General features: G+C 36.9%; 28 protein-coding genes and 1 tRNA gene. 4 read left to right on the top strand and 25 right to left on the bottom strand.

Annotation, left to right across the window (positions count from 1 at the left end):
- Nucleotides 1-14: 14 nt before the first annotated feature.
- The 14 genes from ACZ5R4_RS19485 to ACZ5R4_RS19420 all read right to left on the bottom strand — a co-directional run bounded on the left by ACZ5R4_RS19485 (nt 15) and on the right by ACZ5R4_RS19420 (nt 13924).
- On the bottom strand, nt 15-641 hold the full coding sequence (locus ACZ5R4_RS19485; protein ID WP_054859771.1) for a DUF4352 domain-containing protein: 627 nt from the start codon (nt 639-641) through the stop codon (nt 15-17).
- Between the two features lie 77 nt (nt 642-718).
- The gene (locus tag ACZ5R4_RS19480; protein WP_109983689.1) at nt 719-3100 is read right to left on the bottom strand and encodes a DUF5702 domain-containing protein; all 2382 of its coding nucleotides are present in this window, start codon (nt 3098-3100) and stop codon (nt 719-721) included.
- Nucleotides 3101-3127: 27 nt separating this feature from the next.
- Nucleotides 3128-3700 carry a hypothetical protein gene (locus ACZ5R4_RS19475; RefSeq protein ID WP_464367853.1) on the bottom strand — a complete coding sequence of 191 codons (573 nt, stop codon included), beginning with the start codon at nt 3698-3700 and terminating at the stop codon, nt 3128-3130.
- 88 nt (nt 3701-3788) lie between these two features.
- Nucleotides 3789-3971, bottom strand: coding sequence for a Flp1 family type IVb pilin (locus tag ACZ5R4_RS19470; RefSeq protein ID WP_054787202.1), 183 nt, complete (start codon nt 3969-3971; stop codon nt 3789-3791).
- A gap of 35 nt (nt 3972-4006) precedes the next feature.
- A complete protein-coding gene (locus ACZ5R4_RS19465; protein ID WP_109983691.1) occupies nt 4007-4873 on the bottom strand; it encodes a type II secretion system F family protein in 867 nt (288 codons plus the stop codon).
- A 6-nt stretch (nt 4874-4879) separates the two neighbouring features.
- Complete coding sequence (locus tag ACZ5R4_RS19460; RefSeq protein ID WP_347834529.1) at nt 4880-5806, bottom strand: type II secretion system F family protein; 927 nt, start codon at nt 5804-5806, stop codon at nt 4880-4882.
- Between the two features lie 7 nt (nt 5807-5813).
- A complete protein-coding gene (locus ACZ5R4_RS19455) occupies nt 5814-7040 on the bottom strand; it encodes a CpaF family protein (RefSeq protein WP_464367852.1) in 1227 nt (408 codons plus the stop codon).
- 1 nt (nt 7041) lies between these two features.
- Nucleotides 7042-8136: an AAA family ATPase gene (locus tag ACZ5R4_RS19450; RefSeq protein WP_054859763.1), complete on the bottom strand. Its 1095-nt coding sequence runs from the start codon at nt 8134-8136 to the stop codon at nt 7042-7044.
- A 610-nt stretch (nt 8137-8746) separates the two neighbouring features.
- Complete coding sequence (locus tag ACZ5R4_RS19445) at nt 8747-9238, bottom strand: PTS sugar transporter subunit IIA (RefSeq protein WP_464367851.1); 492 nt, start codon at nt 9236-9238, stop codon at nt 8747-8749.
- A gap of 87 nt (nt 9239-9325) precedes the next feature.
- Complete coding sequence (locus ACZ5R4_RS19440; protein WP_277679881.1) at nt 9326-10096, bottom strand: sugar phosphate isomerase/epimerase family protein; 771 nt, start codon at nt 10094-10096, stop codon at nt 9326-9328.
- Between the two features lie 17 nt (nt 10097-10113).
- Nucleotides 10114-11154 (bottom strand): Gfo/Idh/MocA family protein, encoded by a 1041-nt coding sequence (locus ACZ5R4_RS19435; RefSeq protein WP_109983694.1) that lies wholly within the window; start codon nt 11152-11154, stop codon nt 10114-10116.
- Nucleotides 11155-11170: 16 nt separating this feature from the next.
- Nucleotides 11171-12139: a sugar phosphate isomerase/epimerase family protein gene (locus ACZ5R4_RS19430; protein WP_109983695.1), complete on the bottom strand. Its 969-nt coding sequence runs from the start codon at nt 12137-12139 to the stop codon at nt 11171-11173.
- Between the two features lie 15 nt (nt 12140-12154).
- Complete coding sequence (locus ACZ5R4_RS19425; RefSeq protein ID WP_464367850.1) at nt 12155-13180, bottom strand: Gfo/Idh/MocA family protein; 1026 nt, start codon at nt 13178-13180, stop codon at nt 12155-12157.
- An 18-nt stretch (nt 13181-13198) separates the two neighbouring features.
- A complete protein-coding gene (locus tag ACZ5R4_RS19420; protein ID WP_464368519.1) occupies nt 13199-13924 on the bottom strand; it encodes a ThuA domain-containing protein in 726 nt (241 codons plus the stop codon).
- Between the two features lie 122 nt (nt 13925-14046).
- On the opposite strand from ACZ5R4_RS19420, the gene ACZ5R4_RS19415 reads away from it, so the two are divergent.
- Nucleotides 14047-14811 (top strand): AraC family transcriptional regulator, encoded by a 765-nt coding sequence (locus ACZ5R4_RS19415; protein ID WP_109983698.1) that lies wholly within the window; start codon nt 14047-14049, stop codon nt 14809-14811.
- Between the two features lie 4 nt (nt 14812-14815).
- On the opposite strand, the gene ACZ5R4_RS19410 is transcribed toward ACZ5R4_RS19415, so the two are convergent.
- The 5 genes from ACZ5R4_RS19410 to ACZ5R4_RS19390 all read right to left on the bottom strand — a co-directional run bounded on the left by ACZ5R4_RS19410 (nt 14816) and on the right by ACZ5R4_RS19390 (nt 18894).
- Nucleotides 14816-15493, bottom strand: coding sequence for a response regulator (locus tag ACZ5R4_RS19410; RefSeq protein ID WP_054859759.1), 678 nt, complete (start codon nt 15491-15493; stop codon nt 14816-14818).
- A gap of 169 nt (nt 15494-15662) precedes the next feature.
- The gene (locus ACZ5R4_RS19405) at nt 15663-16694 is read right to left on the bottom strand and encodes a hypothetical protein (RefSeq protein ID WP_464367849.1); all 1032 of its coding nucleotides are present in this window, start codon (nt 16692-16694) and stop codon (nt 15663-15665) included.
- Nucleotides 16669-17085: a helix-turn-helix domain-containing protein gene (locus ACZ5R4_RS19400; RefSeq protein WP_109983700.1), complete on the bottom strand. Its 417-nt coding sequence runs from the start codon at nt 17083-17085 to the stop codon at nt 16669-16671. Before ACZ5R4_RS19400 ends, ACZ5R4_RS19405 begins: the two co-directional genes overlap by 26 nt.
- Before the next feature lie 33 nt (nt 17086-17118).
- Nucleotides 17119-18234 (bottom strand): glycosyltransferase, encoded by a 1116-nt coding sequence (locus ACZ5R4_RS19395; RefSeq protein ID WP_109983701.1) that lies wholly within the window; start codon nt 18232-18234, stop codon nt 17119-17121.
- A 216-nt stretch (nt 18235-18450) separates the two neighbouring features.
- A complete protein-coding gene (locus ACZ5R4_RS19390) occupies nt 18451-18894 on the bottom strand; it encodes a DUF5392 family protein (protein ID WP_054859756.1) in 444 nt (147 codons plus the stop codon).
- 172 nt (nt 18895-19066) lie between these two features.
- Between ACZ5R4_RS19390 and ACZ5R4_RS19385 the strand changes: the two genes are divergently transcribed.
- A complete protein-coding gene (locus ACZ5R4_RS19385; RefSeq protein ID WP_054859755.1) occupies nt 19067-19789 on the top strand; it encodes a YfcE family phosphodiesterase in 723 nt (240 codons plus the stop codon).
- 106 nt (nt 19790-19895) lie between these two features.
- On the opposite strand, the gene ACZ5R4_RS19380 is transcribed toward ACZ5R4_RS19385, so the two are convergent.
- Nucleotides 19896-20369: a tRNA (cytidine(34)-2'-O)-methyltransferase gene (locus tag ACZ5R4_RS19380; RefSeq protein ID WP_054787190.1), complete on the bottom strand. Its 474-nt coding sequence runs from the start codon at nt 20367-20369 to the stop codon at nt 19896-19898.
- 65 nt (nt 20370-20434) lie between these two features.
- Nucleotides 20435-21259 (bottom strand): amidase domain-containing protein, encoded by an 825-nt coding sequence (locus tag ACZ5R4_RS19375; RefSeq protein WP_109983861.1) that lies wholly within the window; start codon nt 21257-21259, stop codon nt 20435-20437.
- Nucleotides 21260-21476: 217 nt separating this feature from the next.
- On the opposite strand from ACZ5R4_RS19375, the gene ACZ5R4_RS19370 reads away from it, so the two are divergent.
- Nucleotides 21477-21821: a hypothetical protein gene (locus ACZ5R4_RS19370; RefSeq protein WP_109983705.1), complete on the top strand. Its 345-nt coding sequence runs from the start codon at nt 21477-21479 to the stop codon at nt 21819-21821.
- A 404-nt stretch (nt 21822-22225) separates the two neighbouring features.
- Nucleotides 22226-22369, top strand: a complete 144-nt coding sequence (locus ACZ5R4_RS19365; protein WP_181397440.1) for a hypothetical protein — start codon at nt 22226-22228, stop codon at nt 22367-22369.
- Between the two features lie 32 nt (nt 22370-22401).
- On the opposite strand, the gene ACZ5R4_RS19360 is transcribed toward ACZ5R4_RS19365, so the two are convergent.
- The 4 genes from ACZ5R4_RS19360 to ACZ5R4_RS19345 all read right to left on the bottom strand — a co-directional run bounded on the left by ACZ5R4_RS19360 (nt 22402) and on the right by ACZ5R4_RS19345 (nt 26136).
- Nucleotides 22402-22914 carry a methylated-DNA--[protein]-cysteine S-methyltransferase gene (locus ACZ5R4_RS19360; protein WP_109983706.1) on the bottom strand — a complete coding sequence of 171 codons (513 nt, stop codon included), beginning with the start codon at nt 22912-22914 and terminating at the stop codon, nt 22402-22404.
- Nucleotides 22911-24065 carry a tRNA epoxyqueuosine(34) reductase QueG gene (gene queG, locus ACZ5R4_RS19355; RefSeq protein ID WP_464367848.1) on the bottom strand — a complete coding sequence of 385 codons (1155 nt, stop codon included), beginning with the start codon at nt 24063-24065 and terminating at the stop codon, nt 22911-22913. The genes ACZ5R4_RS19360 and queG overlap by 4 nt, the downstream gene beginning before the upstream one ends.
- A gap of 14 nt (nt 24066-24079) precedes the next feature.
- Nucleotides 24080-25786, bottom strand: coding sequence for a P-loop domain-containing protein (locus tag ACZ5R4_RS19350; protein ID WP_054859751.1), 1707 nt, complete (start codon nt 25784-25786; stop codon nt 24080-24082).
- A 276-nt stretch (nt 25787-26062) separates the two neighbouring features.
- A tRNA-Gly gene (locus tag ACZ5R4_RS19345) sits at nt 26063-26136 on the bottom strand.
- Between the last annotated feature and the right edge of the window lie 128 nt (nt 26137-26264).

The following is a 26264-nucleotide window of genomic DNA, read 5'->3' as shown; positions in this document are numbered from 1 at the left end:
CCACTCCGTTAAGATTAATTTGATGCTTCGTCTGCACTGAATTCCCAGGTTAATTCTGTCGCAAATGCACCCAATGCATGGTTATAAATCAATTCGTATGAATTAGATTCTGGTACAGAAAACAGAAATTGTCCTTCCATTGATTTACCAGGCTCTATCGTACCATCAATAAATTCTATTGACTCATTATGAAAATCATTCTCACTCCTAGTCTCGTCCTCAGTAAATAAGGAAGCCGTGTATAAGTCTGTTCCATTTAATGCTTGATCACCTGTATTATCCACTCTCGCTTCAACCAAAATATAAACTTCATCTGCATCATTCGGCTTTTTACCATCTAAATCATTTAAAACCTGGAATGATTCAAAGGTGATTTCGTAATTACCTATTGTGCTTTCCACTACTCCTGTTTCGCCTAATCCCAGAACATCGCTATTATTATCAGCAGAAACCTCCTTACTATCTGATTCCTCACTTTCATTTTCGTCATTACTATCATTTACTTCCTCAGAATTTTCATTACTTCGCTCTGAAGTTGCCTCATCTTCTTCAGGTTGCTGCTCATTATTGCCATCTGAACTACAACCAATTAATAAAATACCTAGCAATAATGCAATGGTAATTAATTTAAACTTTGACATAATCATTCTCCTTTTCGTTCTATTTAATGTGTTTTATATTTCAAAACTTGTCTTACAATCAGTAAAACAAATTTTAATTAATAAGAGAAATGAGCATCACTTTTGAATACAAATCGTCCATCTTCTGACTGTCCATCAAGTGCACCAACTAAATTAAGCGTATTTGCAATTTGTGGCACAAATATTAAATTAGCAGAGGTCTCTGCTGTTCCTTCAACATAGGTTTGACGATCTATCAGACTTACGCCAGTGTTTTTTTCAATTACTGCCATAATTCTTCTTAATCGTGCATCTCCACTCGGATTCATAAAAAGGAATAGCCGCAGGTAATCATGATAAAACATCGGCAAAGCATCTTCACTAGTTAACCTATTACTTAGTATAGGTGTACTTTCCCCTTTTGCTACTTGTTCAGTATCAACAATGGATTCTTTAAGTGAATAGGATAAAGCAGCAATGAAAACAGCTAATGGATGACCAGCAGCACGTACAACTGGTTCAGCAAAGGCTGCAATAAATCGTAATGCGAATCTAATAGCAAATAATTGACCTAAGGCCAAAGAATAATTGGCTCCTGAAGCATGTTGGCCATATAAAATATATTCTACTTCCCTGTTTTCGAACAGATAATCAGCCTTATTCTGAATACCTGTTGGCACCGCACTTTCAAAATGCAATAATATATATTCATTAACATACACTCTATCTCTTGCGTTTTTTAAAATACTTCCAATTCCCGAAAATATACTATCGACAATATCCATGGCATTACCCGCACTATCTCCTGCATTATCACCAATTTCAATTTCTTGAATCTCGCCTTCGGATCCTTGGGCATAGGCATTATATTGGTTAACAAATTGCTTTAATTCTTCATAAATTTGCTGATCGTCTGCTATTGATGCAAGATCATTCAGCATATCTTCTGCTTGATTATTACTATCCTCCGCCTGTTGTTCTTGTTGATCTGTTACGGCCTCGTCTGTTTCTTTAAATTCTTTTCGATCATCTTCTAATGTTCCAGAGCCTGAATCAATGTCCTCAATACTTGGATTAAGTGCAGCTAAAGCATCTTTTTTTATTTGCTGCAAGGCAGATTTACTCGATAAATCTATATCTGTTTCAATTGCTTCAAATAAACCTGGAACGTCCTTCATTCGTGTAATAGCTTTATCAATCGGTTCTTTTATAGAATTAAAAAACGCAGAATCGTAAGGATATTCCTCTAATTTTGCACTATTTTCTCTAATAGCTTCTTCTAAATTATCTACAGAGCTCGCTCCATCTGGAGGTCCTTCAGCAATATCCTCTGCATTTCCATAGTCATTAGACGCATCTGCATTTGCTTCATCAATAGTATTTTGAATATCCTCATTAAGATCTTTTGCTTTTTGTATTCGACTACTAATATCCTCTAGATTACTTATGATTCGAGTTGCAAGTGTATGCATTTCTGATGCTTTGTTTTCTGCTTGCTCTTTAAATGTCTTGCTGTCTTTTTCTTCTTCTTTTATTTTTTCTTTATTATCAGTAACTGTTTCTCCGCTAGATTTAATACTCTTCTCCATATCTTCAATTTCTTTTTCCAGTTCTTCGATTTCTTCCTCTAACTCCTTTTTCGTTTTAGGAGGATCAAGCTTTTTACCATCTTCTAGCTTCTCTAGATCGTCTTCTAGCTCTATTAATTCTTTTTTCTTATTTTTCAATTTGGTTTCCAAGGTACTTTTATTCGTATTACTATTATCTATTTCAGTTTGTAAATCTGCTATTCTATCAGCAGAACCACTATATGTATTATAATGATGAATCACATCCGTGAAATAGTTTACGTTAGGATATGTACTGAACTGAGTATGAGTCAAATTCTTTTTGAAGGTTGCTACATCTGATTTCAATTTCTCAAAAATGCTTTCAACCTTATCTAAATGCTCTTCTCTTTCTTCAAAATCCTCTTGAATTTTCTCAGCTGTATCGATAAAAGCTGACGTTTCCTTCATCGCTTTTGTAACAAAGGTAAACTTTTCAATTAATTTTTTTACTACCTCAACTGGTGCTTTATATTTCATTTCTTCTAAGATCTGATGCTCTAATATATCAGGATCTGCCAGAGGTCTGGAGAATTCTACACTAGCACTCTCTAGCTTAGGATCAATAAAGGTAAAAGCCTCATCATTGGAAGTTGGTTCTAGATTTGTTTTTACAATATCCTCAAATTCAGACTCATAGGCTGCCCCATCGATACCGAACAATCCGTATTCTCGAAGGTCATTATCATAACCAGCTAATGCTGATCGAGCTGCACTTTGTACAGCATATTCTGATTGTTGTTCAGCTGCTAGGATGCGAGCATAATCAATCAGTACTGCATGAAAGAAGAATACAGCTGCTACGATTAATACAAAAAAGATTGTTACAGCACCCTTTGTATCATGTTTTAATTTGTACAAAAATCTTCTCATCTCTCCACCTCCTAGCAAGCTAACCAATCATCGACTTCCAATATACCCCATAATTTCTTTTCCATAATAAATGACAAAATCTGTTGTCCGGATTAGTTCTACTGGATCTTTCACTGATGCTGTAACCGTAACAGCAAAATCCTCATCTGCAATAAAGTCAACAAAATCCGGCAGCTTTAGATTACCAGATACTGTAACTCTGATTCTTCGGTCAAAGCCTACACTACTAGGCTCCTCTATTTCAACATCCCCACTGGCAAACATAGCGCTACCGTTTGTTCGTGCTCGTTCCATTTTGGCACCAGCCGCTCCACCTAAACCACCAGTTTTCAGGAATTTCTGAATTATTTGCTGCCCAATGTAGTTAGTTCGCCAATATAATCCATCTCCACCTGACATGGTTGTATATTGATTCTCAGCAAATTCTCCTGTTTCAAAATCTTTTTTACTGTTATCCCATGTAAAAGAGGTCCTCTCTGCAATTAAATGGGCTTTTTCATAAACAACTACCTTTTCATACACGACTAAACTAAATAGTATTAATGCAAGTGTTACGATAAAGATCGTTGGGAAGATGAGGGATGCCTCAATTGTAAACATCCCTTTTTCGCTTTTCTTAAAACTCTTCCAATGTTTGTGAAAGGAAAGGAACATAAATAGTACCCCTTCTTCATAAAAAATTTAAATATTAAGATCCACTTGGTACAGAAGGTGGTGTTGGGTTAATGCCTTCGATAATATCTTGTACCCACTCAACAATCGTGTTACCAAACAAAATAGCAACTCCTACAAGTACAGCAACAATTAATAATAACTCCAAAGTTCCTAAACCTTCTTCTTCAGTCCATAATTTCATTAGAAGTTTATTCATCGAATCTCACCTCCTTTAAAGGGATGGTTTGTCTATTAAAATATCCGTAAAGCCGGATATGCGACAATAATAAGTACAGCGATAAAAATCAATACCATCGGGAAGATAAGCTTAGAGGAAGCTTCCTCACCACGTTTTCTAGAGATGGCTTTTCGCTTTTCCCATAGATCACGAGATAATTCTCTTAGAGACAATGCAAGTTGATTCCCACCACGCTTGTAATTTAATAACACAGTAGTAGTGAAAACAGATACTTCCTGCACACCACATCGCTTACTGAAATCCTCCATTACTCCATTAAACGAGTCACCATTTTTTATTTTCGTCACAGCATCTGTCAATTCCGTATATAGAGGGTGTTTGACGTCTGCTTTCATCATCGTACAGCGAACAATTGCCTGTTGGACGGTTTCGCCAGCATTGACAAGTAATGCAATTTTGCTCGCAAACTCAGGTAGTTCCATAATGATATCTTGCTTACGTTTATCCATCTTTTCTTCAAGCTTTTTAATTGAGACAATAGGGATAAGGATCGCTAATACAATAGCGAAGACGACAAAGCGCTTGTCACCACCGTTTAATACAGCAAAAATACTTCCACCTGCTAGGCACAGCATAATGACGGAGACAATTTGGGCAATGAACATCTTTGTATATTGTGGTACTTTCTTGCCTGCCGAATAAAGAATCGCTACCCTTTGTTGTACATTGGCAATCTTTGATGACAGTCGTTCCATTAATTTGAACCGATCGATCAAGCATAAGGAAGCAGGGGCTAGGAATAAAAATTGGAAATCTGCTTTATTTTCTTCGATAAACAATTTATATTGACTACCTGCTAGGATAAAAAATATTAATACAAGACCGACAGATAGGCAGCAAAATATAGCACTTATTACCATTCTTTATTACACCTCGATATCCATTATTCGTTGGCAAATCCAGAAAGAGAATACTAGAATGCCTAAACAAATCGTCATAATGATAGGTCCAAATTCTGACCATTGATACATCGGCTCCATGTAATCTTTTGAGGAGTAGGTTAATAGTGCAACGATTCCGATAGGTGCTACCGCTAATGCATTGGACTCAAATCGCTTTTGGGCAACCATTACGGAAATTTCTTGTTGAATTTCAAACTTCTCATTAATCATATTGGCCGTTCTTCGAATTACCTCGACAAGATCGCCACCCGTTCTTTTACACGTAACGAAAACATCAGTAAAATTCGAAATATCCTCTACACCTGCTCTTCTACTAAAATCCTCTAGAGCACTTTCAATTGTTTCTCTGTTTTCCAGTAGTTTATTAATCTGTTCAAATTCCCTTATGATTAGCGTTTCCTTACCAGGGTAAAGTAAATATAAATCGTTTGTAACCTCTCGAAAGGCATTCTCAATCGATCTACCAGCTACTAAAGAAGAGGATAAGGAAAAAAGCGCTTGTTGGAATTGACGGCTTAATTCAGCCTTACGTTTTTTAATTAATTTCTTCTTTCTTATTTTTGGATAATAGAGACCAATGAAAGAGAATAATAATGCTAAAATGACATTTTGATAGAATATAAATCCAATCACAAATAGTACGGCACCAGCTGTAAGGGCAATGAGCAGATATTCATGCCATTTAAAGGTATACACATTGTAATCCAACATACCGTTTTCTGTAGTTGGTTCTTCTTTCACTGCTTTTGCGAAAGAGAAGGATTTTTTCTTTTTTTCTTTCTTTGACTCAGCACTTTTACTACCACGTTTTTTCTTATCGAGTATAAATAAGAGAACGACAGTAACAATACACGCTATGATGGCTATAATAAAAATTTCGATTGGAATCACCCCTTTATTAAACTTTCATACCAGCCATTTCTAGCTTCAGTTTATTTTGTAATGTTTCTCCAGTCGGCTGAAGTGCACCAATAATTTTGCCATGGGCACCTTCGCCTTCTTCTTTAAATTCATATAAAGGTGTAAGTTGAATTTGTCCATCTACAATACCTGTTATTTCACTGATAGCTACAACTTTTCTTGAATGATCACGTAATCTCGATAAATGAACCATCACATCAATAGCAGAGCCTATTTGTTGTCTAATAACAGGAATTGGAAAATGAGCACCACTTAACACCATTGTCTCTAGACGACTTAACATATCAATCGTTGAATTGGCGTGTCCTGTTGATAGAGAGCCATCATGACCTGTATTCATCGCTTGTAGCATGTCTAATGCCTCCACACCACGAACCTCACCAACTACAATACGGTCAGGCCGCATTCTCAGTGAGGATTTGATTAGATCTCGGATGGTAATTTCACCTTTACCTTCTGTATTCGCATTTCTTGTTTCAAGACTTACGAGGTTTGGCACACTCTTGATTTGCAGTTCGGCAGAATCCTCTATCGTTATAATTCTCTCATCCTTCGGAATGAAATTAGACAATACATTCAAAAAGGTTGTTTTCCCTGAGCCGGTACCTCCACTAATAAAAATATTGTACCTTGCTTGAACTAGCTGTTTTAGAAACTCCGCAACATCTTCTGTGATCGAGTTTTTCTGAATTAAGTCTTCAATGGTGAGTGGTCTTTCAGGGAATTTACGGATCGTCATCGTTGGTCCTTTTAGTGCAATTGGTGGTAGGACCACATTGACACGAGAACCATCCTGGAGTCGAGCATCTACAATAGGAGAAGAAGCATTAACGGTACGATTCACTTTACCAACAATCATCTGAATAATATCCTCTAGCTTTTCCGAACTTTCAAATTGCACCTTACTCTCATATATTTCCCCGTTTTTTTCAATAAAAATTTCATCATGGTTATTGATCATAATCTCCGTTATTGCAGGATCATCAATCAATGGCTGCAACACATCTAATCCACGAAAAGCATTGTATGTGCGTTCGATTAACCATTTCATTTGCTTCGAGGTTAATCGATTCTCATCTGCCTTCACAAAGACGTAAGATTCAATATATTCTTGTAGCTCTTCGTCCTTCATGGATTGCCTTTCATTTAAGACATCGCGAACATGCTCAATCGTTGAATTCACTAACTTTTCATCTAGATCCACCTTACACACCTACCCTTGAGAAGGAGCGAATCAATTTGTCCACATATTCACTAAATACAGGATTTTCTAATTGTTCTTTAGTAATTAATTGTTTCCATTCCGGAATATATGGAAGATAGCCATCAATCTCGATACCTGAATCGGCTAATTTAGGATCAATCATTCCTGTATATCGATTTAACACAAGCTGCACTCGATCACTAAATGCACCATCATTTAAAAGCCCGTGTAATTCCTCTAATAGATAGCTAGTTTTGTGAAAGCTATACATATCATTGGAGAGTAACCATAATACTTGATCACTTTTCTTTAATGCAGCAAGTTCAATTGGATCAAGGGCGCTTTCCAAATCGATCACAATATAATGATAGGTTTCGAGCTGTGTTAATGTATCTAGTAAAAGATTAATTTCCTGCTCACTCAAATCAAGCATTTCTTCCGCACTAGGGTGAAAATAAAAGAAAGGAACGGATGTATCTCTATCCACTACAATCAAATCTTTAAGCTTGGATTGTAATTGATCAGCATTTGTCTTCAAATAATATAAAAGTGGTGATGAGGATGGTTTGTCCTCCACATCAAAAAGCAATGCAATACTATTCACTAATTCTAGATTCAAATAGAATACCTCTAACCCTTCTTCTTTCATCTGTTTTGCTAAGTGAAAGGCAGTGGTGGTTTTTCCAGTACCTCCTGTTGCCGAGAAGACGGAAATAATTTTCGTTTCACCATCTGTCTTTTGGATCTTTTTCTTCTCGCGCTTTCCATTTCGTTCATAATGATAGGTAAGTACATTGGAAAGCAGCTGACTTAATGGTTGATATTTAAAAAGCTGCCCTACGTCACTTTCGTCCACCATACCTTCCACCAAATATAGAATAGACTCAATTTGAGGATACTCTTGAATGGATTGATCGTTCGATACGAGCAATATATCAGTTGGTTCCCCATTGTTTATGTATTGTTGAAAATGCTCTTCTTGTGAAAATAATTTCACATCAAACCGTTGCGCATAATCAGAACTTCTTATATAGTTTGCAAACAATTCTATGTATTCTATTTCTTGATCAAATAGGACCAATCGCAGCTTCTTCATGGTGACACCCCCTTCTGATTACATCATTAGTTTTAACAATCCACCAATTATAAAGACTAGCGATAGAACCCCTAGTATAATGATTATTTTCATATGAAGATTCACAGCAATGATTCCCCCGTTAATTAATAAAACTTACATGCAAAAAAATGAACTTCGACTATCTACCTAAAAATGATCATGATATAAAACTTCATCCAAAAAACGCTAAAATACCTTGAATTCAAACATTTCCAGACATTTATAGGTAAAGTTAACTATATCCAATTAAACCATAATTATTGAAAAATGATATAGGAAATCTCACCTGTTTTATCAACGTAAATAAGTCCTAGTTTTATCATGAAAATGAAACATCAAATGGTCAAAAATGATCACCCGAATGATTGAGTAATTTTTGTTACTGCTTACATTCTATACATACCAATGAATGTAAAAATGGTATAAATGTTTCATTTGAAAAAAGTATGCTGTTTTTGAATTTATTGGAAAATAAGGACTATTAAAACAAACATTACTATTTTTTCGGAATGGAAACTTTTTTGAGGTTAAGAAAGAAAGAGCAGGGATAGCTATCACTCTTTCTTTTTAATAGAGGAGAGTCTATTTTTTAGTTCTTCTTTAGTTCGAATAATGTGGTTTCTCCAGCCTTCGCATCTTCGTCCGAAATTTTTTGATCCGCTGTATACTCATCACCATTTAACAGAATAATTGGTGTAACTGTTTGGTAATTTTTCCCCGCGATAATGTCTGTATGGAATACAGCAATTGGATCACCTTTCTCGACTTTATCACCATTGCTCACTTTTACTTCAAACCCTTCACCATCTAGCTCCACCGTCTCTAAGCCCATATGTATTAAAATCTCAGCACCATTATTTGCTTTCAAACTAATGGCATGCTTTGTTTTAAACACATCTACTATTTCACCGTCGATTGGTGATACTACTTCATTACTAGATGGTTCTATAGCCACTCCATCCCCCATCATTTTCTGAGAAAAGACTTGGTCAGGCACCTGCTCTAAAGCAATCACCTTCCCTGTTATTGGTGCAACCAATTCTGTATTCTCTGCTTTTTTCTTGAACAAGTTTTTCAACATTTAAAACACCCCCGGCAATTTACCATTATAATTACTTATACCCTAATTTAGAATAATAAAACATTAACTAGTAAAAATACTCGATCATTAAGATCGAGTATTAGCGATGACTTCTTTTAATTTACTTACATTGACTCTAGCACTATCCAATGGGTCGCCATCAAATTTTTCTTGCTCAATAACGTACCAATTGACTCCTGCTTTTTCCCCTGTTTGCCATAATGTAGCAATATCTAATGATCCTTTCCCAATTTCGATGCTTCGTTTTTCACCATTCTCCACCGTCATATCCTTAATATGGAGGGAGACGATCTGTCCTTTATATGCATCGATTACTTGTAGTGGATCATTTCCTGCATGTGTTGCCCAGTAACAATCCAGCTCTACCTTCACATTTTCTTGGTTTGTTTCTTCAAAAATGATATCAAAGCCTCGCTTACCATTTCCTAGATCAAAGAATTCCATATTATGATTATGATAAGCAAACGTAAAGCCTGCTTCTCTACATTTACGACCAATTTCATCCAATTCCTCAGCAGCTCGATAATAAGCAGCCTCATCACTACGATACTCATCTGGTAAAATCGGACATATAATTAGCTCATTACCAATCGTACGGTTATACTCAAGCGATGCCTCTAACTGATCTCCGACTAAGGAATCAAATGGCATGTGACTGCCAGCAGCTACAAGCCCTGCTTCATCCATTACTTGTTTTAACTTTTCTGCAGGTGTATCGAAAAATCCAGCAAATTGGACCGCTTCATATCCCATCTCTCCCAGTTTTCTTAACGTACCTAAAAAATCATTACTTGTATGTTCTCGAACAGAATATAATTGAATAGCAATTTTCCCCATGTGTTGATCTCTCCTTTTTATAGATTGACAGCCTTACCTGTTTCTGCTGATTGATAAAGTCCGTCAATGATTTTTTGGATATTCGTTCCTTGCTTCGCATACTCGCCTGTGACATTTCCAGCTAGACAGTCCGCTACAAAAACATGAATTTCTGTTTCATGAGCATTTACCTTTGGCAAATAAGCTGGTGTAATATCAAGTAGCGTCTCATGCTTCTCCTGGTACATCTTTAATGGAAAGATATCGGCACCACCCTGATTACCCATTAAGGAAACTTGCATCAGATCATTTTTTTCCACATTCGCAGCAAAGGCTGATTCTAACACGAGTGACGCACCGTTTTTAAAAGTGATCATTCCGATCGCCATGTCTTCTACTGTGAAATTCTCGTAATCCCATGCTCCTAATAATCCGACACCTTTCTTCGTACCTAACTGTTGATGGGTTTGGCCTAAGACAACGGAAGGTTCAGGATACCCCATTAAGTATAATGCTGTATCAAGCATATGGACACCAATATCGATTAGTGGGCCACCACCTTGTAATTCCTTATTTGTAAACACTCCCCATCCAGGGATTCCACGTCGTCTAATGGCATGAACACGTCCTGCATAAATTTCACCAAGTTCACCTGCATCAATGAAACGTTTCGCTGCTTGTGTTTCCGCTTGATAACGATAATGGAAGCCGTACATTAATAATTTTCCTGAAGCAGCTTGAGCATCCTCCATTTCTTTTGCTTCTTGCTGGTTCATAGCAGGAGGCTTTTCACATAGAACATGGCAACCAGCCTGAAGGGCTGCGATGGTCGCATCCTTGTGAAATTTGTTAGGAACACATACACTCACCGCGTCTAGCTCTACTTCCTTTAACATTTTTTCATATTGATCAAAGGCATGTGGGATACCTTTCTCTTCAGCAACTTGCTTCGCTCTCTCATAAGCCACATCAGCAATCGCTACAACCTCTACTTGATCCGATACACTATGATAAGCTGGAAGATGTACACTTGTTGCAATTCCACCTGCTCCGATTAAGCCTACTCGTAATTTTCCCATTCTCTTCATCCCTTTCTTATGCCCACCACATATCTGTGGGGCTTTCGGTAATATTGACTGCCTTTAAGTTTTGGACAGCTCGAGTGAATCCTTCATCAACGGACATAATTGGATCTTCATGTTCGATACTAATCACATAATCATAGCCAAATGTTCTTAGGGCACTTATCATATTAGACCAGTCTTGGAGACTGTGCCCACACCCCACAGAGCGGAAATTCCAAGCTCTTGTTTGGATATTACCGTATGGCTGCATATCTGTTAAACCATACATGTTTACATTGTCTTGATCAATATACGTATCCTTTGCATGGAAATGATGAATCGCATTTTCCTTCGCCAAAATTTTGATAGCAGCAACTGGATCAATTCCTTGCCACCATAAGTGACTCGGGTCAAGGTTTGCACCAATTGCAGGGCTTGTTTTTTCCCTTAGTTTCAACATTGTATAAGGGGTATGTACTAAGAATCCTGCGTGTAATTCAATCCCAATTTTGACCTGGTGCTTTTCTGCTAATTCCCCAATTTCTTTCCAATAAGGGATGAGTTTTTCCTCCCATTGCCATTCCAAAACATCTGCATACTCTGTTGGCCATGGGGCTACTGGCCAGTTTGGTGCTTTCGCATTTTCGTGATCTCCAGGAGTACCAGAAAACGTATTGACAACAGGCACCCCCATCAAACCAGCTAGCTCAATGGTTTTTCTTAAAACTATATCACTTTCCTTAGCAAATGCTTGATCTGGTGTTAACGGATTTCCGTGACAGCTAAAGGCACTTATTGTTAAGCCGCGATCCTTCACTGCTTCGGAGTAAGCTGCTCGTTTCTTTTCATCTGCTAAAAGCTCATCTATTTTGCAATGAGCATCTCCTGGATATCCACCTGTTCCAATTTCCACAGCGTCCAACCCATTTGCCTTCACATGATCTAGCATTTCTTCAAAGCTTTTTTCTGCAAAAAGCACGGTAAACACACCTAATTTCATCAGAATGCTCCTTTCTTATAATGAGATATTCTTCTTCGATTCATTTGCCTCTAATGCTGCTAAAATGATTTTCAATGATTTGTAGCCTTCTTCTCCATCGATAAGTGGTTTTGTATCATTTAATACACTATGAACAAAATGATCTACCACACCTGATGATGTTTGCCCACCACTATCATTTGTTTGGATTTGACCTAGATCATAATTTACCTTTGTACCATCTGTAAAACGTGCGATAAGGCTATATGTTGGATCATCTTCCAATCGAAGATTTCCTTTTTCCCCATAAATCACTGTGGAATTATCCTCCCCACCTTTATAAGCCCAGCTTGCCGTCAATGTTCCGATAATGCCTTTTTCACTACGCAAAATCGTAACAGCCTGATCGTCTACATCGCTATTTTCCTTTGCCGATGATTCAATCATGGATGCTACTTCCACAAACTCTGTATCAAGGATGTAACGAATAACATCTGCTTTATGAACACCTAGATCCCCTAGCGCACCAATAAACGCTTCCTCTTTACGGAAGAACCAGCTATCTGCTCCGTCAATACTCCATCCTTCTGGTCCACCATGGCCGAATGTCGTGCGGAAGCTATAAATTTTACCTAGGTCGCCATTCGCGATGATTTCTCGTGCTTTTTGATGACTAGCTACGAAACGTTGGTTATGGGCGATCATTAGTTTTTTGCCAGCTTTCTCACTTGCAGCAATCATTTGCTTTGCCTCTTCATCAGATGTCGCCATTGGCTTTTCGCAAAGCACATGTTTACCATTTTCAGCAGCAAAAATGGAAACAGGGGCATGTAGGTAATTTGGTAAACAAACACTGACTAAATCGGCATCACTTTCTGTAATTGCCTGCTTATAATCCGTGTACGCCTTTGCTTGGTATTTTTCCGCTGCTTCCTGCGCTCTTTCCTCAATCACATCACAAACCGCAACAATCTCAACATTTGGATTCGCATTGTATTCTGGTAAATGACGATGAATGGCAATACTTCCACATCCAATAACAGCAACCTTTAATAAACTCATATTTATCCTCTCCTCAACTTATGATTTTGGTTCGATTTTTTCTAATGGTTTTGCATTACCGTATGTTGGATACTCTCTACCAACAGGCTTTGCCCATCTAACCGCATTTTGAATTACTTTTTGCACATCTTTATGGTAATAAGTAGGATAAGTTTCATGACCTGGTCGAAAATAAACTATACGGCCATTCCCTCTGCGATACGTACATCCTGAGCGGAATACCTCTCCACCTTCAAACCAACTCACCAATACTAGCTCATCTGGGGCAGGGATGTCGAAATGCTCGCCATACATTTCTTCCTTATCGATTTCAATAAATTCACCAATTCCGTCCACAATTGGGTGAGTCGGATCTACTACCCACATACGCTCCTTGTCATCTGCTTCGCGCCATTTTAGATCACAGCTTGTTCCCATAAGCTTTTTGAAGATTTTCGAAAAGTGACCAGAGTGTAATACGACAAGTCCCATTCCATTTAATATGTGTTCATGGATTTTGTTAACGATTTCATCTTTCACCTCATGATGAGCCATATGTCCCCACCATACTAAAACATCTGTTTCTGCCAGCTTTTCTTCTGTTATGCCATGATCTGGTTCATCTAAAGTTGCCGTATTTACCTCCACATCATCTGCTTCGAGAAACTGCTTAATCGCACCATGAATACCTTCAGGGTAGATTTTGGCAACCTCTTCGTTTTGTTTTTCGTGTCGATTTTCGTTCCATACTAATACTTTCACTATTCTTCCTCCTCACCTTTCTTATTTGATTATATACTAGTAGATTATTGTCGCCTTGAACATAAATGATATAATGAATACATGAACTATTTTGCTAAAATCAATGGTTGAAAAGGATGAAAAAAATGAAAATAGGTTTTTGTGGATATTCTTATCACAATTATGCGTACAATACTTCTCATCAATCTCGGTATGTATCCTATTTATTTCGATTACAGATTGATGGTACCGCACAAGTGAAGGTTGGAGGAAAAGAACACCCAATCGAAAAAGGGGATCTATTGATCGTAAAACCAAATGAAACATATGAGCTTTATGTTGGAGAACAACAAAAAAGTGGAGATTTTCACTTATATTGTGAGGGGGAATGGATCGATCAACGTTTCAGGCATGCACCAACCCTCTCAAAGATACACTTAGATGATACACTGCTGGATTTATGGCACCATCTAATTATTGAGGAAAGAAGACCTCTTAAAGAAAGAAACAGTGAACTTAACCAGTATTTGCTAAGTGCATTGTGTGTTTCCTTAGAAAGGTCTATTGATCGAAAAGTTAGTGATATTCATCGCCCATATATCATCACAAGAATGATGAGATATATCGAAGAGCATGCAACAAAACAAGGATTTAAGGTGCAAGATGTAGCTGACCATTGTCATCTAAGTGTATCGAGGTGTGTTCACTTATTTAAAGAACATCTGCAAACGACAATTATTGAATATGCTCAATCTATTCGAATATCTACTGCCATTAACCAAATGAAATACACGACGATGACACTAGAAAATATTGCGCTAAACTGTGGATTTGGTTCCTATTCCTACTTCCATCGAGTATTTAAGAAGCAATATAACATCTCACCTAGAGCCTATCGAGAAAAAATGTAGGCATCTATCCGGTCATTTCAGATAATATTTTTAAAAGCTCTACGCGACTTTTGATATTTAATTTTTTGTAAATAATCGATAAATAGTTCTTTACGGTACCTTCACTTATTCCTAAATGCTCCGCAATCATTCGGTTTGTCCAGCCTTTTTTCATTAATTGAATGATTTGCCATTCTCTCTTATTAAAGTCTTTTCGATGATTAAAATGCTCTTTTATATAGTGAAGTGAGCTTTCACGTTCCATCTTTAATAAGCTATCTAACCTTTTGGCAAAATGATGGACCATTTTTTGTGGAGCAACAAATTTTCCATCGATAATAAATCGTAACGTTTCTTTAAATTCGTCTAAACTAGAGCTCTTTAAAATATACCCATCCGCACAAACTGACAAAACCCGCTCAATCGATTCTTCATCTTCATAGGCAGATAATAGGACAATTTTAATGTTTGGATAAATTTCCTTTAACTTTTTTGCACATTCCATACCATCCATGATAGGCATATGTATATCCAACAAGCAAAGAAATGGGCGTACTTCCTTTTGCTTAATAAAGTCTATCACCTCTTGGCCATTAGTTAACTTTCCAATGACGCTAAATTCCTCCATATCCTCAACAAAGCTTGTTATCATATCTCTGAATAGCGTTTGTGCTTCTGCAACTACTACTGTATGTTTTACCATCTTGACTTCCTCCAGTTTTTCATTTACTCATTTCATACTATTATTATTCCTTTTTACATTAGTATGATTCACATTCCCTCATGTATGACTATTTTTCCTAATGTTTTTATATTATAAAGCATTTTCGTTCTTTTAAAAGAACATTAAGTCAAACTTTTTGTTTTTTTGTCTATTTTTGTATATGTTGTCGAAACATAGTGACTACTTGTAATAATTCATATGAGAGTACTTTTCCTTCTAAATAACGAACGCACGGATAAACTAAACCCAAGGATAATACTGGTTTATCGAGAAGAATGGCTTCTGACAACAGGGAATGTTGTCCCTCTTCCCATTCCATATAAAAATCTGCTTGCTTTAAATATTGATAAAGATTATGCTTTTCCCCTAACAAGACGATTTGATTCTGTAATTGGTATTTATGGATCTCCTCTATGATCTGATAGATGAACGGGGTGTTGCCATATAAATACCATCTAACAGATAACTTTTTCTTCTTGATTTCCCGACAAATGTGAATAAATTCATCCAGCTGTTGTGGAGTGGACCAGTTACCAGGTGAAAGAATTCTCATCCCACCTCTATCTGAAAAACCTTCGCCAATTTTTGCTGCCGCTAGCACCATTTCCAACTGATGGTTATCTCTCTGATACAATACATTGACACCCGAAGTCTTTTGCCAATGATAGAAAGAAAATGAATTGGTAATATATAGCCAATTTGGCAACTCTTCTCTCAGGTCTATCAATGGAGATATCACATGAAGATAATAAGTAACTTTCGCTGTTTCTATTTTTTCTTTTACATAAAAAACGGATACTCCTTGTGAAAAAACCAGGACATGATCATACACTCTTCTATCCAGCTGAATCAACGGACTTAAATGATTCCAAAAAACAGCTGTAATACTCGGGTAATTGTAGCTTGCGATACGAATGTTCCTTGGAATTGTCAATGGGACAAAGCTAAACTGCCAATAATGCTGGTTATTAGATTCATCCTTTTTATTACTTTTTCTTAAGTTAAGAGGAGGTAAGACACTCGCATAATCTTTTAAATATTCGTAAAGACCACGATGGTATTCCATCATTTGAACATATACTTGATCTTTTTCCTTATAATGATAATGAAACATGGACTTTATCTGTTGGATAGAGAGAATAGGATCATACGGATCAATCACCATTAAAATTTTTTTCATTGTTTGACTCCATTCCTTGTATTTGATTGGCAATGCCATCATAATCGCCAACATCTTGACAGGATTGCTTATTTTTCCAACGAATAAACTCAAATAGGACTTTATATTCTTCCAATTTCGGTCGATCAATTCCAAGCTTTTTCAATTCATAAACAAAATCATTCCATTCCTTTTCCGCAACGAGAGATTCTTTTTCTTCCCCTAGTAATGTAGAAACATCGACATGTAATACTTCTGCTATTTTTTCAACAATATGTATCGACGGGTTACCATTTGAACTTCTTTCTAGATTACTTAAATAAGATTTTGATATATTCGCTCTTTCGGCTAATTCTGATAATGTCATGTTCTTTTTCTTGCGAATGTCACTTATATTCCTACCAATCTTCATTTTTAGTACCTCTGTTCTAATGATCTTTTCACCTTATATTCGTTCATCACGTAGCTCTAAATATCTTTGTTCTGTTTCATGTGCAAGATTTTTAAGCTCAAATCCACTTTCTAATAATGTTGCTTGGTTTACCTGGATTCGCTTTCTTTCGCTGTATATCCTTTCGATTTTCTCTAGCCATAATAATTTTTCCTCAATGGAAATATAATCAATTAATTGATAACCCATATCTACTTCTTTTGTAACCGTATCAGACGCTAGAATCGGAACTCCAGTACCTTGTGCTTCTATCAGTGATGTTGAAAAACCATCGTAGAGGGAAGGATAAACAAACACATCAAATGCTTGAATCCATTGCCATTGATTTTCTTCGTTGTTTAAAATATGGACATATTCTTTTATTTTATATTGATCTATCTTTTCTTCGATCTCTCTTTGTAATGGACCATCTCCGACAAGCACTAATCTTGCTTGTGGAATTCTTCTTCTGAATGCAATGAATAAATCCAATAGATAAGAATGGTTTTTTTGCTTTGTCATCTCACCAACATGACCAATTACAAACTCTCGTTCTGTTAACAATAGGTGCTCGCGCATTTCCTCTCTCGTTGATTTCGAATAACAGAACCTTTCTAGATCGATCGCATTTCTCATCAGCACAGCCTTTTCAGCTTTCCATTTAAACAACCATTTAGCAGCATCTGTCGAACATGCAAAGTAATCGGTCGCCAGAAATAAAATAAATAAACCGACAATATTCTTCCGCATTTTTAGACTCCAAGAGCCATCATTTGCATTCTGATAGCTGTGTGCTACTCTAACCGGAATACCTACACGTCTTGCTTCTCTTAGAGCAAAGGTACTCCATTGATCTAAATGACTATGGACAACTATGTAGAACCGATGCTTCTTAAAGAACTGTCTCAATGATCGTTTATGGGCTAAATATCCTTCCGATAGACTTGGTATTCGGTAAATGTGTCCACCTAATTGTCTAATCTCGTTATCAAATTCCCCATCCCCAGTTGTCAAAAAGTCAAACTGAATTTTCTTTCTGTTTATTTTTCGATACACATTCATTAGGAAAGCTTCTTTTTCTCCATTTTTCATTTCCTCAACAACATGTAATATTCTTAATGCACTCTCCACTAAAATCCCCCTCTCCGCAAAAGACTTTCTCTTAGTCCATTGTGCTTCTCTGTTTTTTGTTAATTATTATAATGAACACTTTATTCTTTATAAAGAACGCATGTATATATTCTCATGATTTACCTTTTATGTCAACCTAAACTTGTACAAAATAGGAAATTCACCCTATTAAAACCTTTCATCAAGCAAATAAAAAAGCCACTTCGAAAGTGACTTTTATTCTTGCATCATTTTTCTTCTTTCATGTTCCTCTGTTAAGAAGTTCATAAATGTCTGGATACCAATCTTTGGTTGGTTTTTTATAAGCGAAATATAATCCTTCTTCTTATAATCATTCATTACTTCGCTTTTTTCAATTCTTGTAACAATATGTTCTACCTCTAGTGCAAGGATTTTTTTCTTGATATACTTAGTTTCTTTATATAGTGCCATTCCTACTGCTGCCATTAATGCATACACTAATATAATGGCCGTCATACCACTTTCGAATCCACCGAAAAATAGAAAGAAAATCAAATTAAACACAGAAATAAATAATAAAGGCATTGCAAACATCATGTATTTCGTATTTTTCTTCATTAGAGGACTTAATTTATGGAATAATTTTTCTAATTCGATTTTAATAAAAGATGGTATTTCACTTGTCATAAATGAGAACATTTCCATACCTCCCTCTCATCTATAAAATTATACCCTTTTTATCAGATTGTAAAACCTAAATTCATAGTTTTCCTATTCTCATTATAATTCTTTTTTCGAATTCTAGTCAAAATCGTTGCTTATACTTGGAACTACGTTTGCTTTGAATTATGATGGAGTTGAGGTGATACTTATGAAAATAGCATTTATCTCCGATATTCACGGGAATGCGGTTGCACTTGAAGCAGTTTTAGAGAATATTCACCAACAAAAGGTTGACGAAATTATTGTACTTGGTGACATTGCTTATCGTGGTCCTGAGCCAAAGCGCGCACTAGAAATGATCCGCTCTCTAGATACAAAAGTAATAAAAGGAAATGCCGATGAATGGATCCTTAGAGGTGTAGAAAAAGGAGAGGTACCAGACCAAGCGCTTTCTATCATGCAAGAGGAGCAAAAATGGACGGTAGGACAGTTAGATGAAGAGGATATAGATTTTTTAAGACACCTACCTACAGATTTATTTCTTGAGGTGGAGCATGTTACTATACATGCCTTTCATGCAACCCCAACAAGTTTATTTGAAGTGGTATTACCTGAGGCCACTGATCAGCAGTTAGTTGAAAAACTAACTAAAATAAAACCAGCCGATCTTTACTTATACGGGCATATTCATAAAGCATATAAGCGAGTGGCTGATGGAAAAACCATCCTTAATTTAGGAAGTGTTGGCCTGCCTTTTGATGGAATATCACAGGCTTCATATGCCATCGTAGAGCTTCATCAAGGTGCATTCTCCACTAGTCATGTCCGGGTCCCATATGATACAGAGAGGGTATGCCAGCAATACGAAAAAGCTCAGTATCCTAATAAAGAAATGATGAAAAACATTATTATAACAGGACGTAATGATTAGAAATGGTGCTACTAATGAAACTCTCATTAGTAGTTTTTCTTTTGTAAAAAGGAAAAATCCGAAGATTTTCGGATTCTCACCTTCCTATTTCGATATATTTCAGCCTTTAGGTTAATCCTGGAAATCCTTGCTGCTTCATAACATCATACACAATAATTGCTGCCGTATTGGATAAATTCAAGGAACGCACCTTATCTGTCATATGAATTCGTAGACAGTAGTCCTCTTTTCCGACTAGTAGCTCCTTCGGAATCCCATTTGTTTCTCTACCAAATACGAAAAATAAGTCCTTAGATGAATCACTAAAGTCAAAATCTGAATAATATTTGGAGCCAAAATTTTCGATATAATAAAATTCGCCGTCAGGATAAGCTTCATATAGTTCCTGTAATGCATCATAATAATGAATCGTAACATCATGCCAATAATCTAGGCCTGCACGTCTTAGCATTTTATCATCTGTTGAAAATCCTAATGGACGTATTAAATGTAATTGTACATTTGTCGCGAGACATGTTCTCGCAATATTACCGGTATTTGCCGGAATCTCTGGTTGAAATAATACTACATGGACTGCCAATTTATTTTCACCTCTAAACATGCTTCATGCTTAGTTATTATACCATAATTTCTTCATATTGCACTTTATTCTGAGCCAATCTTAAAAAACCGATACTGACAATTAGGTGTCCATGCAGCAGAATCCTCATATGTCCAATAACGATGTCTACTGTTATTCGTATGTGCATTAACAAGAGGCATATTTTGGCTGTCCTTTGCTACGACAATCGTATTATGATCCCACCTTCCATCACCTTGGAAATCATAACAGATCACATCACCTGGTAAGAGCTCGACAGGTTCAGCTAGCGTTTTTGTATTACTTGAACCACTCAAATACCATCTTAAAGCATTAGCAACCGACCAGCTATAGCTCCAATTTTCTCCTGTGTACCACCAGCCTTTTGATCGATTTGGCATTCCATGCATAGGCATGCCCCCAGCCCTCAAGCACTGAGAGATATAATTCGTACAATCATTACTTTCAAAGTAACGATATTGAGGATTGGCACTATTCCACCAACGTTCAGCATATTGAACTGCAGCTCTTCTGTCATATGAAAACCTTATGTCCTGATCATTGGCATAACGTGAAGATTGAACAACAGTTATGCTAGGACCATTTTCCATACGTTGATCCTCCAATAATTCATTATCTTTAAGCAATGCCACACGGCGATCACTTTCTTCCTCATGATATAAATTATCGTGATCCTCGATAAGATATTTGGTGTGGAGCTCATATACTACTTTCTCCTTTTGTTGATCAGCGTAATGGATCATTTGCTTTCCAGAAACGGTAATTTGTTTTATTTTTTTATTATATTTCTGATGAATCCTCATTTTTTGGCGTAGTGGATAGGCTCCATTTCGGTAATTATCCATCCAGTATTGTTTAATCACATTCATCTCATTCAACTTCTCCACCCCCTGTTTATGTATATTCAACAGATGATTGAAAAAGAAGAAAATGACAAAGTGAACACATTATATCTAAAACATTGCAAAACTTTTACTATTATTTAAAGAATGTTAAAGATATATAAAATGTTAGCATTTTAGGATTAATCTATTTTTTAGCTGGGTATGCATGAAGTGATTGATATTTTAAGGAGGTAGTTTGAAAATGAAAACAAAAAAATTATTATCGTTATTAGGAGTATCTGTACTATCTGTAGGAATGTTAGCAGCATGTGGTAGTGATGAGGAAGCACCAGCAGACGAAAACGATACCCCAACAGAAGAGGCACCAGCGACTGAAGACGAGGCTCCAACAACAGGTGAGGATGCACCAGCAACAGGAGATGATCCTGCCGTTGGGGAAGAAGATCCTGCAACAGGAGAAGATGCTCCAGCTGGGGAAGAGGATCCCGCAGCAGAAGATGGAATGATGGAAGAAAATGGAGCAGCAGAAGACGGTAGCGATGCGGAAGGGAATTTAGGTACTGGTGAAACAGAAGAAAGTCAATAATGTGAGTAACGGTTAACGCCGTGACAATATACATCTAAAGGATAAGCGGGTATCGCTTATCCTTTTCTTTGTACGTTAGGAAAGTATAAAATTTCTACACAGTAGCGTTTCGACGTAGCTGAAATTTTAAGGAACCAAGTATAAGTAAAACTAGGCATTCGCCAAAGAACGAGCGAATGCCTAGTTTTTCTAATATGTTAGCAGGAAGTAATGTGACGAAGCGAAAATGTTGAAGTCCAAAGGATAAGAAAAGCTAACGCACCCGCTAAAGGACGAGGGAATGCGAGTTTACTGCACAGGAATATTAATCAGATGTAAAAAATAGGTAAAGATTGTAAAAAACCGCATTTTTTATTTGAATTTATGGTATTAATAGTTAGAAGAGATAGAAAGGGGGGATAAGGATGAAAAAGAAATGGTTATCTATTTTCGCTGCAGCTATCTTTTCAGTAGGTGTACTTACAGCTTGTGCTGAAGATGATGGGGAAACAGAAGATCAAACAGAAGAAACAACGGAAGAAACAACAGAAGAAGAATCAGCAGAATAAATAAATATAGCGGGTAAGGTTAACCTCTAACCTTACCCTTTTAATTCTTCTAGCTTTAGTAGATATTCTTTTTTATCTAACCCACCACCATAGCCGACCATTTTACCATTTTTGCCGATGACTCGGTGACATGGGATGATGATAGATATTGGATTTTTATTATTCGCTCCCCCTACCGCTCTTACTGCTTTTTCTGTGCCTATTTTCCTTGCGATATCTTGGTATGAGCAAGTTTTACCATATGGAATTTCCGACAATGCATGCCAGACTTTTTTCTGGAAAGAGGTTCCATGCAAGACATAATCAACAGAAAATTGCTTTCTTTCTCCATTAAAATACTCGGTTAGTTGTTTAATAGCTTCATCAATAACAGGAGATTGATGGATAAAAGAGGTTGGCAATTGGTATTTTTTACACCATTGAATAAGCTCTGTTTCGTTTTGCTTAAAGCTTCCATATTGAAAGGAATAGAGCTTTTCATTGTCTGCTACTATCGTAATCATACCGATTGGTGACTGCCACTCCTCATATGCCAGCATGCTCATTTGCTAATCCCCCTTTTCTTTTCATCTCGAAAGTTAAGACCTTTTTTCATTTCGATTAACACTTCTTGATCGTTTTCTTCTTCCATAGCCTTTTCAATGGCTTGATAACCTTCTAATGTTCCAATTTTCCCAATTGCCCAAGCTGCTGTTCCTCGAATAACAGGACGAGGGTCCTCATTCATTAATTGGATTAGTTTCTCTATCGCGTCCTTTTCCTGATAATGGGCAAGGGCCAAAATTGCATTTCGTTGTAATGGCTTCTTTCCTCTCCAAGAACCTGCCATTTTACCGAATTTCTTCTTGAAATCACGGTTAGAAATGAATAATAAATCTACTAGTTTTGGTTTAACAAGATCAGGATCTGGCTCAAATTCTGGGTGATGATGAAAATCAACGCGATAGTTATAAGGACAAACGACCTGACATGTCTCGAAGCCATAGATGAAGTTGCCAAGCTTGTCTCTATGCTCCTCTGGCATATATCCTTTTGTTTGAGTGAGAAAAGCGAGACATTGCTGTGCATTTAGCCTTCCTGGTTCAACTAAAGCACCGGTTGGACATGCATCAAGACATTTTGTACATGTGCCGCAGCCTTCAGATAAAGGCTGATCAGGTGTAAATGGAATATTTGTAATCATTTCACCGAGATAAATATAGGAGCCTAGCTCTGGTGAAATTAATAAAGTATTTTTCCCACTAAAACCAATACCCGCGCGTTCGGCGACAGCCCGATCAGACAGTTCTCCTGTATCCACCATCGAACTATATTGGAAATTAGCGATTCTTTCTTCTAAAAAGTCTGCAAGCTTTTGAAGCTTTTCCTGAAGGACAATATGATAATCCGTTCCCCAAGATGCTCGACAGAACATTCCTCTACGTTCACCCTTCTTGCTTCTAGGTGCATTCGAAATTTTTGTCGGATAGGCTAGTGCAATGGCAATGATCGATTCTGCGCCTTGCATCAGCTTTTGTGGTTCTGTTCTTTCCTCTATCGTACCTTTTTCAAAACCTGAAGCATAGCCAAGATCTTGTTGTTCCTTCAAACGAGATTTCAATTCCGAAAAAGGTGATGCACTCGTAAACCCGATTTTATCGATACCTATCTCTTTACTATATTCGATTAACTGTTGTTTCAATTGGTTATATGCCATTACACTCACCTCCTCTATTTATTGACGACCTTCACGCCACGCATTCGATTGAATGCTGCTGCCAATTCAAAGCGTCTTGGTCTCGCTAAGTCACCAGGGTGTTGGTTTTTATATGGAGCAAAAGCTTGTAATCCTTCCTTCTCTATCATTTTTTCTATTAAATATAAAAAGTGAGATAGCGTTAATTCCTGCGTCATCATATCCTGTTCTTCCGCATGACGAATGATTTCCGCAATCGCTCTGGTTTGGGATGGATCCACTAGCTGTTCGACATGATCCAAAACAATGGTTCCATTTCCGACTAGTATGTTTTGTCGCACTTTTGCCTGTATCTTCTTTTTCTTTCCTTTCTTCACCTGCAAGCTTTTGGAAAGAAAAGCTCGTTGATTCGATTGCGTGCTAAGCACTTCGCTCTCTTTTTGTCTTTCTATCGGATAATCTTTTGCAATATCATGGGCTTGTTTCGTAACATTGTATGGCAAATATTGATCCATCATAATCACTTCATCTGCCACATCAAAATAATCGCCTGAACCTCCCATTACCATTATAGTCGATACGCTTAAATCATCTCGAAGCTGTTGAATTCGATCAATAAACGGGGTAATAGGTTCCTTTTTTGTATGAACTAATGCCTTCATTCGTCTATCTCTTATCATAAAATTCGTTGCACTAGTATCTTCATCAATCAATAGCGTGCTTGCTCCTATCTCCATTGCTTCGACAACGTTCGTTGCTTGTGAGGTGCTCCCACTTGCATTTTCTGTAGTAAATTGCTTCGTGTCTTGTCCTTGAGGCAGGTCATTGATAAACATGGAAATATTAACGGAATTGACTTGTCTACCATCTTCTGCTCTAATCTTGACGGCATCAGGGTCTGTTAAGACATATTCTCTGCCATCTCCTTTCATATGATGATATACCCCTCTCTCTAATGCTTCGAGTAGTGTACTTTTCCCGTGATATCCGCCACCAACAATTAAATTAATTCCTTTTCTTAAAGCCATCCCAGTGAGTGGTTCTACTCGGTGAGGCACTTCAATTTCTACACGGTTCTCTTCAGGACTCTGGAAGGTTACAGCTTTTTTTAGAGGTTTATTACTAATCCCGCTTGCACGTGGCAAAACTGCTCCATCTGCAACAAAAGCAATCCAACCATTTTCCTTCATTTTCTCACGAATAACCTTGTGTTGGTCTGCCAATTGTACACTTGCTTCTATTTTTTCATCCTTTATCGCTAGGATCGAGTTATTGATAATGGAAGGAAGAATGGTCAAAAACAACTTTTTTGCCTCTCTCCCATTAATTCTTCTTCCGTTTGCTGGAAGACCAAGCGATAGACATATGATGGTGCTATTTTGGTTCAATTGAACAGCGGTTCTCTCTAATATTTCTTGTCCAGGTTGATCAATGTAAATAAGTCCACTTTTACCTGAACCTCTTGATTGATTACTTTCTTTATTTATAGCTTCACCAACAGCTCGCGCAATACAATCCTCGGTATATACTTTGCGTTGTTTATACTCTTTCCACTGTTGTTTTATACTACGGATATGATTGGGTACAATGATGCGAATCTTAGATGGTGAGGCAAATGGATCTCCCTGTACATAGTCTATCGATAGCTGGTATTTCGAAAATTCATATTTTCCTTGTATCGATTTATATGCTTTATAGCCTTTCCCATCGATATGATGAAGTAATGATTGTAATTGTTTCATAAATTCCGAAACTCCTTTATGATACTTTCTTTCTAAGGATACATTCATCAAGACAATTAGAGCAAATGATACGGCTATTTGAATAAGAGTTTCCTATTAGAGAAAAACTCGCATTCGCTCGTCCTTTGGCGAATGCCTAGTTTTGCTTATACTTGGTACCTTAAAATTTCAGCTACGTCGAAACTCTACTGTGTAGAAATTTTATCTTTTCCTAACGTATAAAATAAAAAACGTAATGCTTCATTTAAAACGAAACACTACGTTCACACCTATGTATGGAGCGGGTGAAGGGAATCGAACCCTCGACATCAGCTTGGAAGGCTGAGGTTTTACCACTAAACTACACCCGCATTATTTACAAAAACTACAAGATTTACGTTAATTTCAACAAATTTTTACGTTTTCTTAACAAAACCACGCTTATTATTATAGCAATCCGTCTATTAGATTGCAATATTTTTTTAGAAAAAGTTTAAAT

The organism is Gracilibacillus sp. JCM 18860 (genome assembly GCF_055395245.1).
Note: the sequence above shows the minus strand (reverse complement) of the source record. Positions and strands in the feature narration are given on the sequence as shown.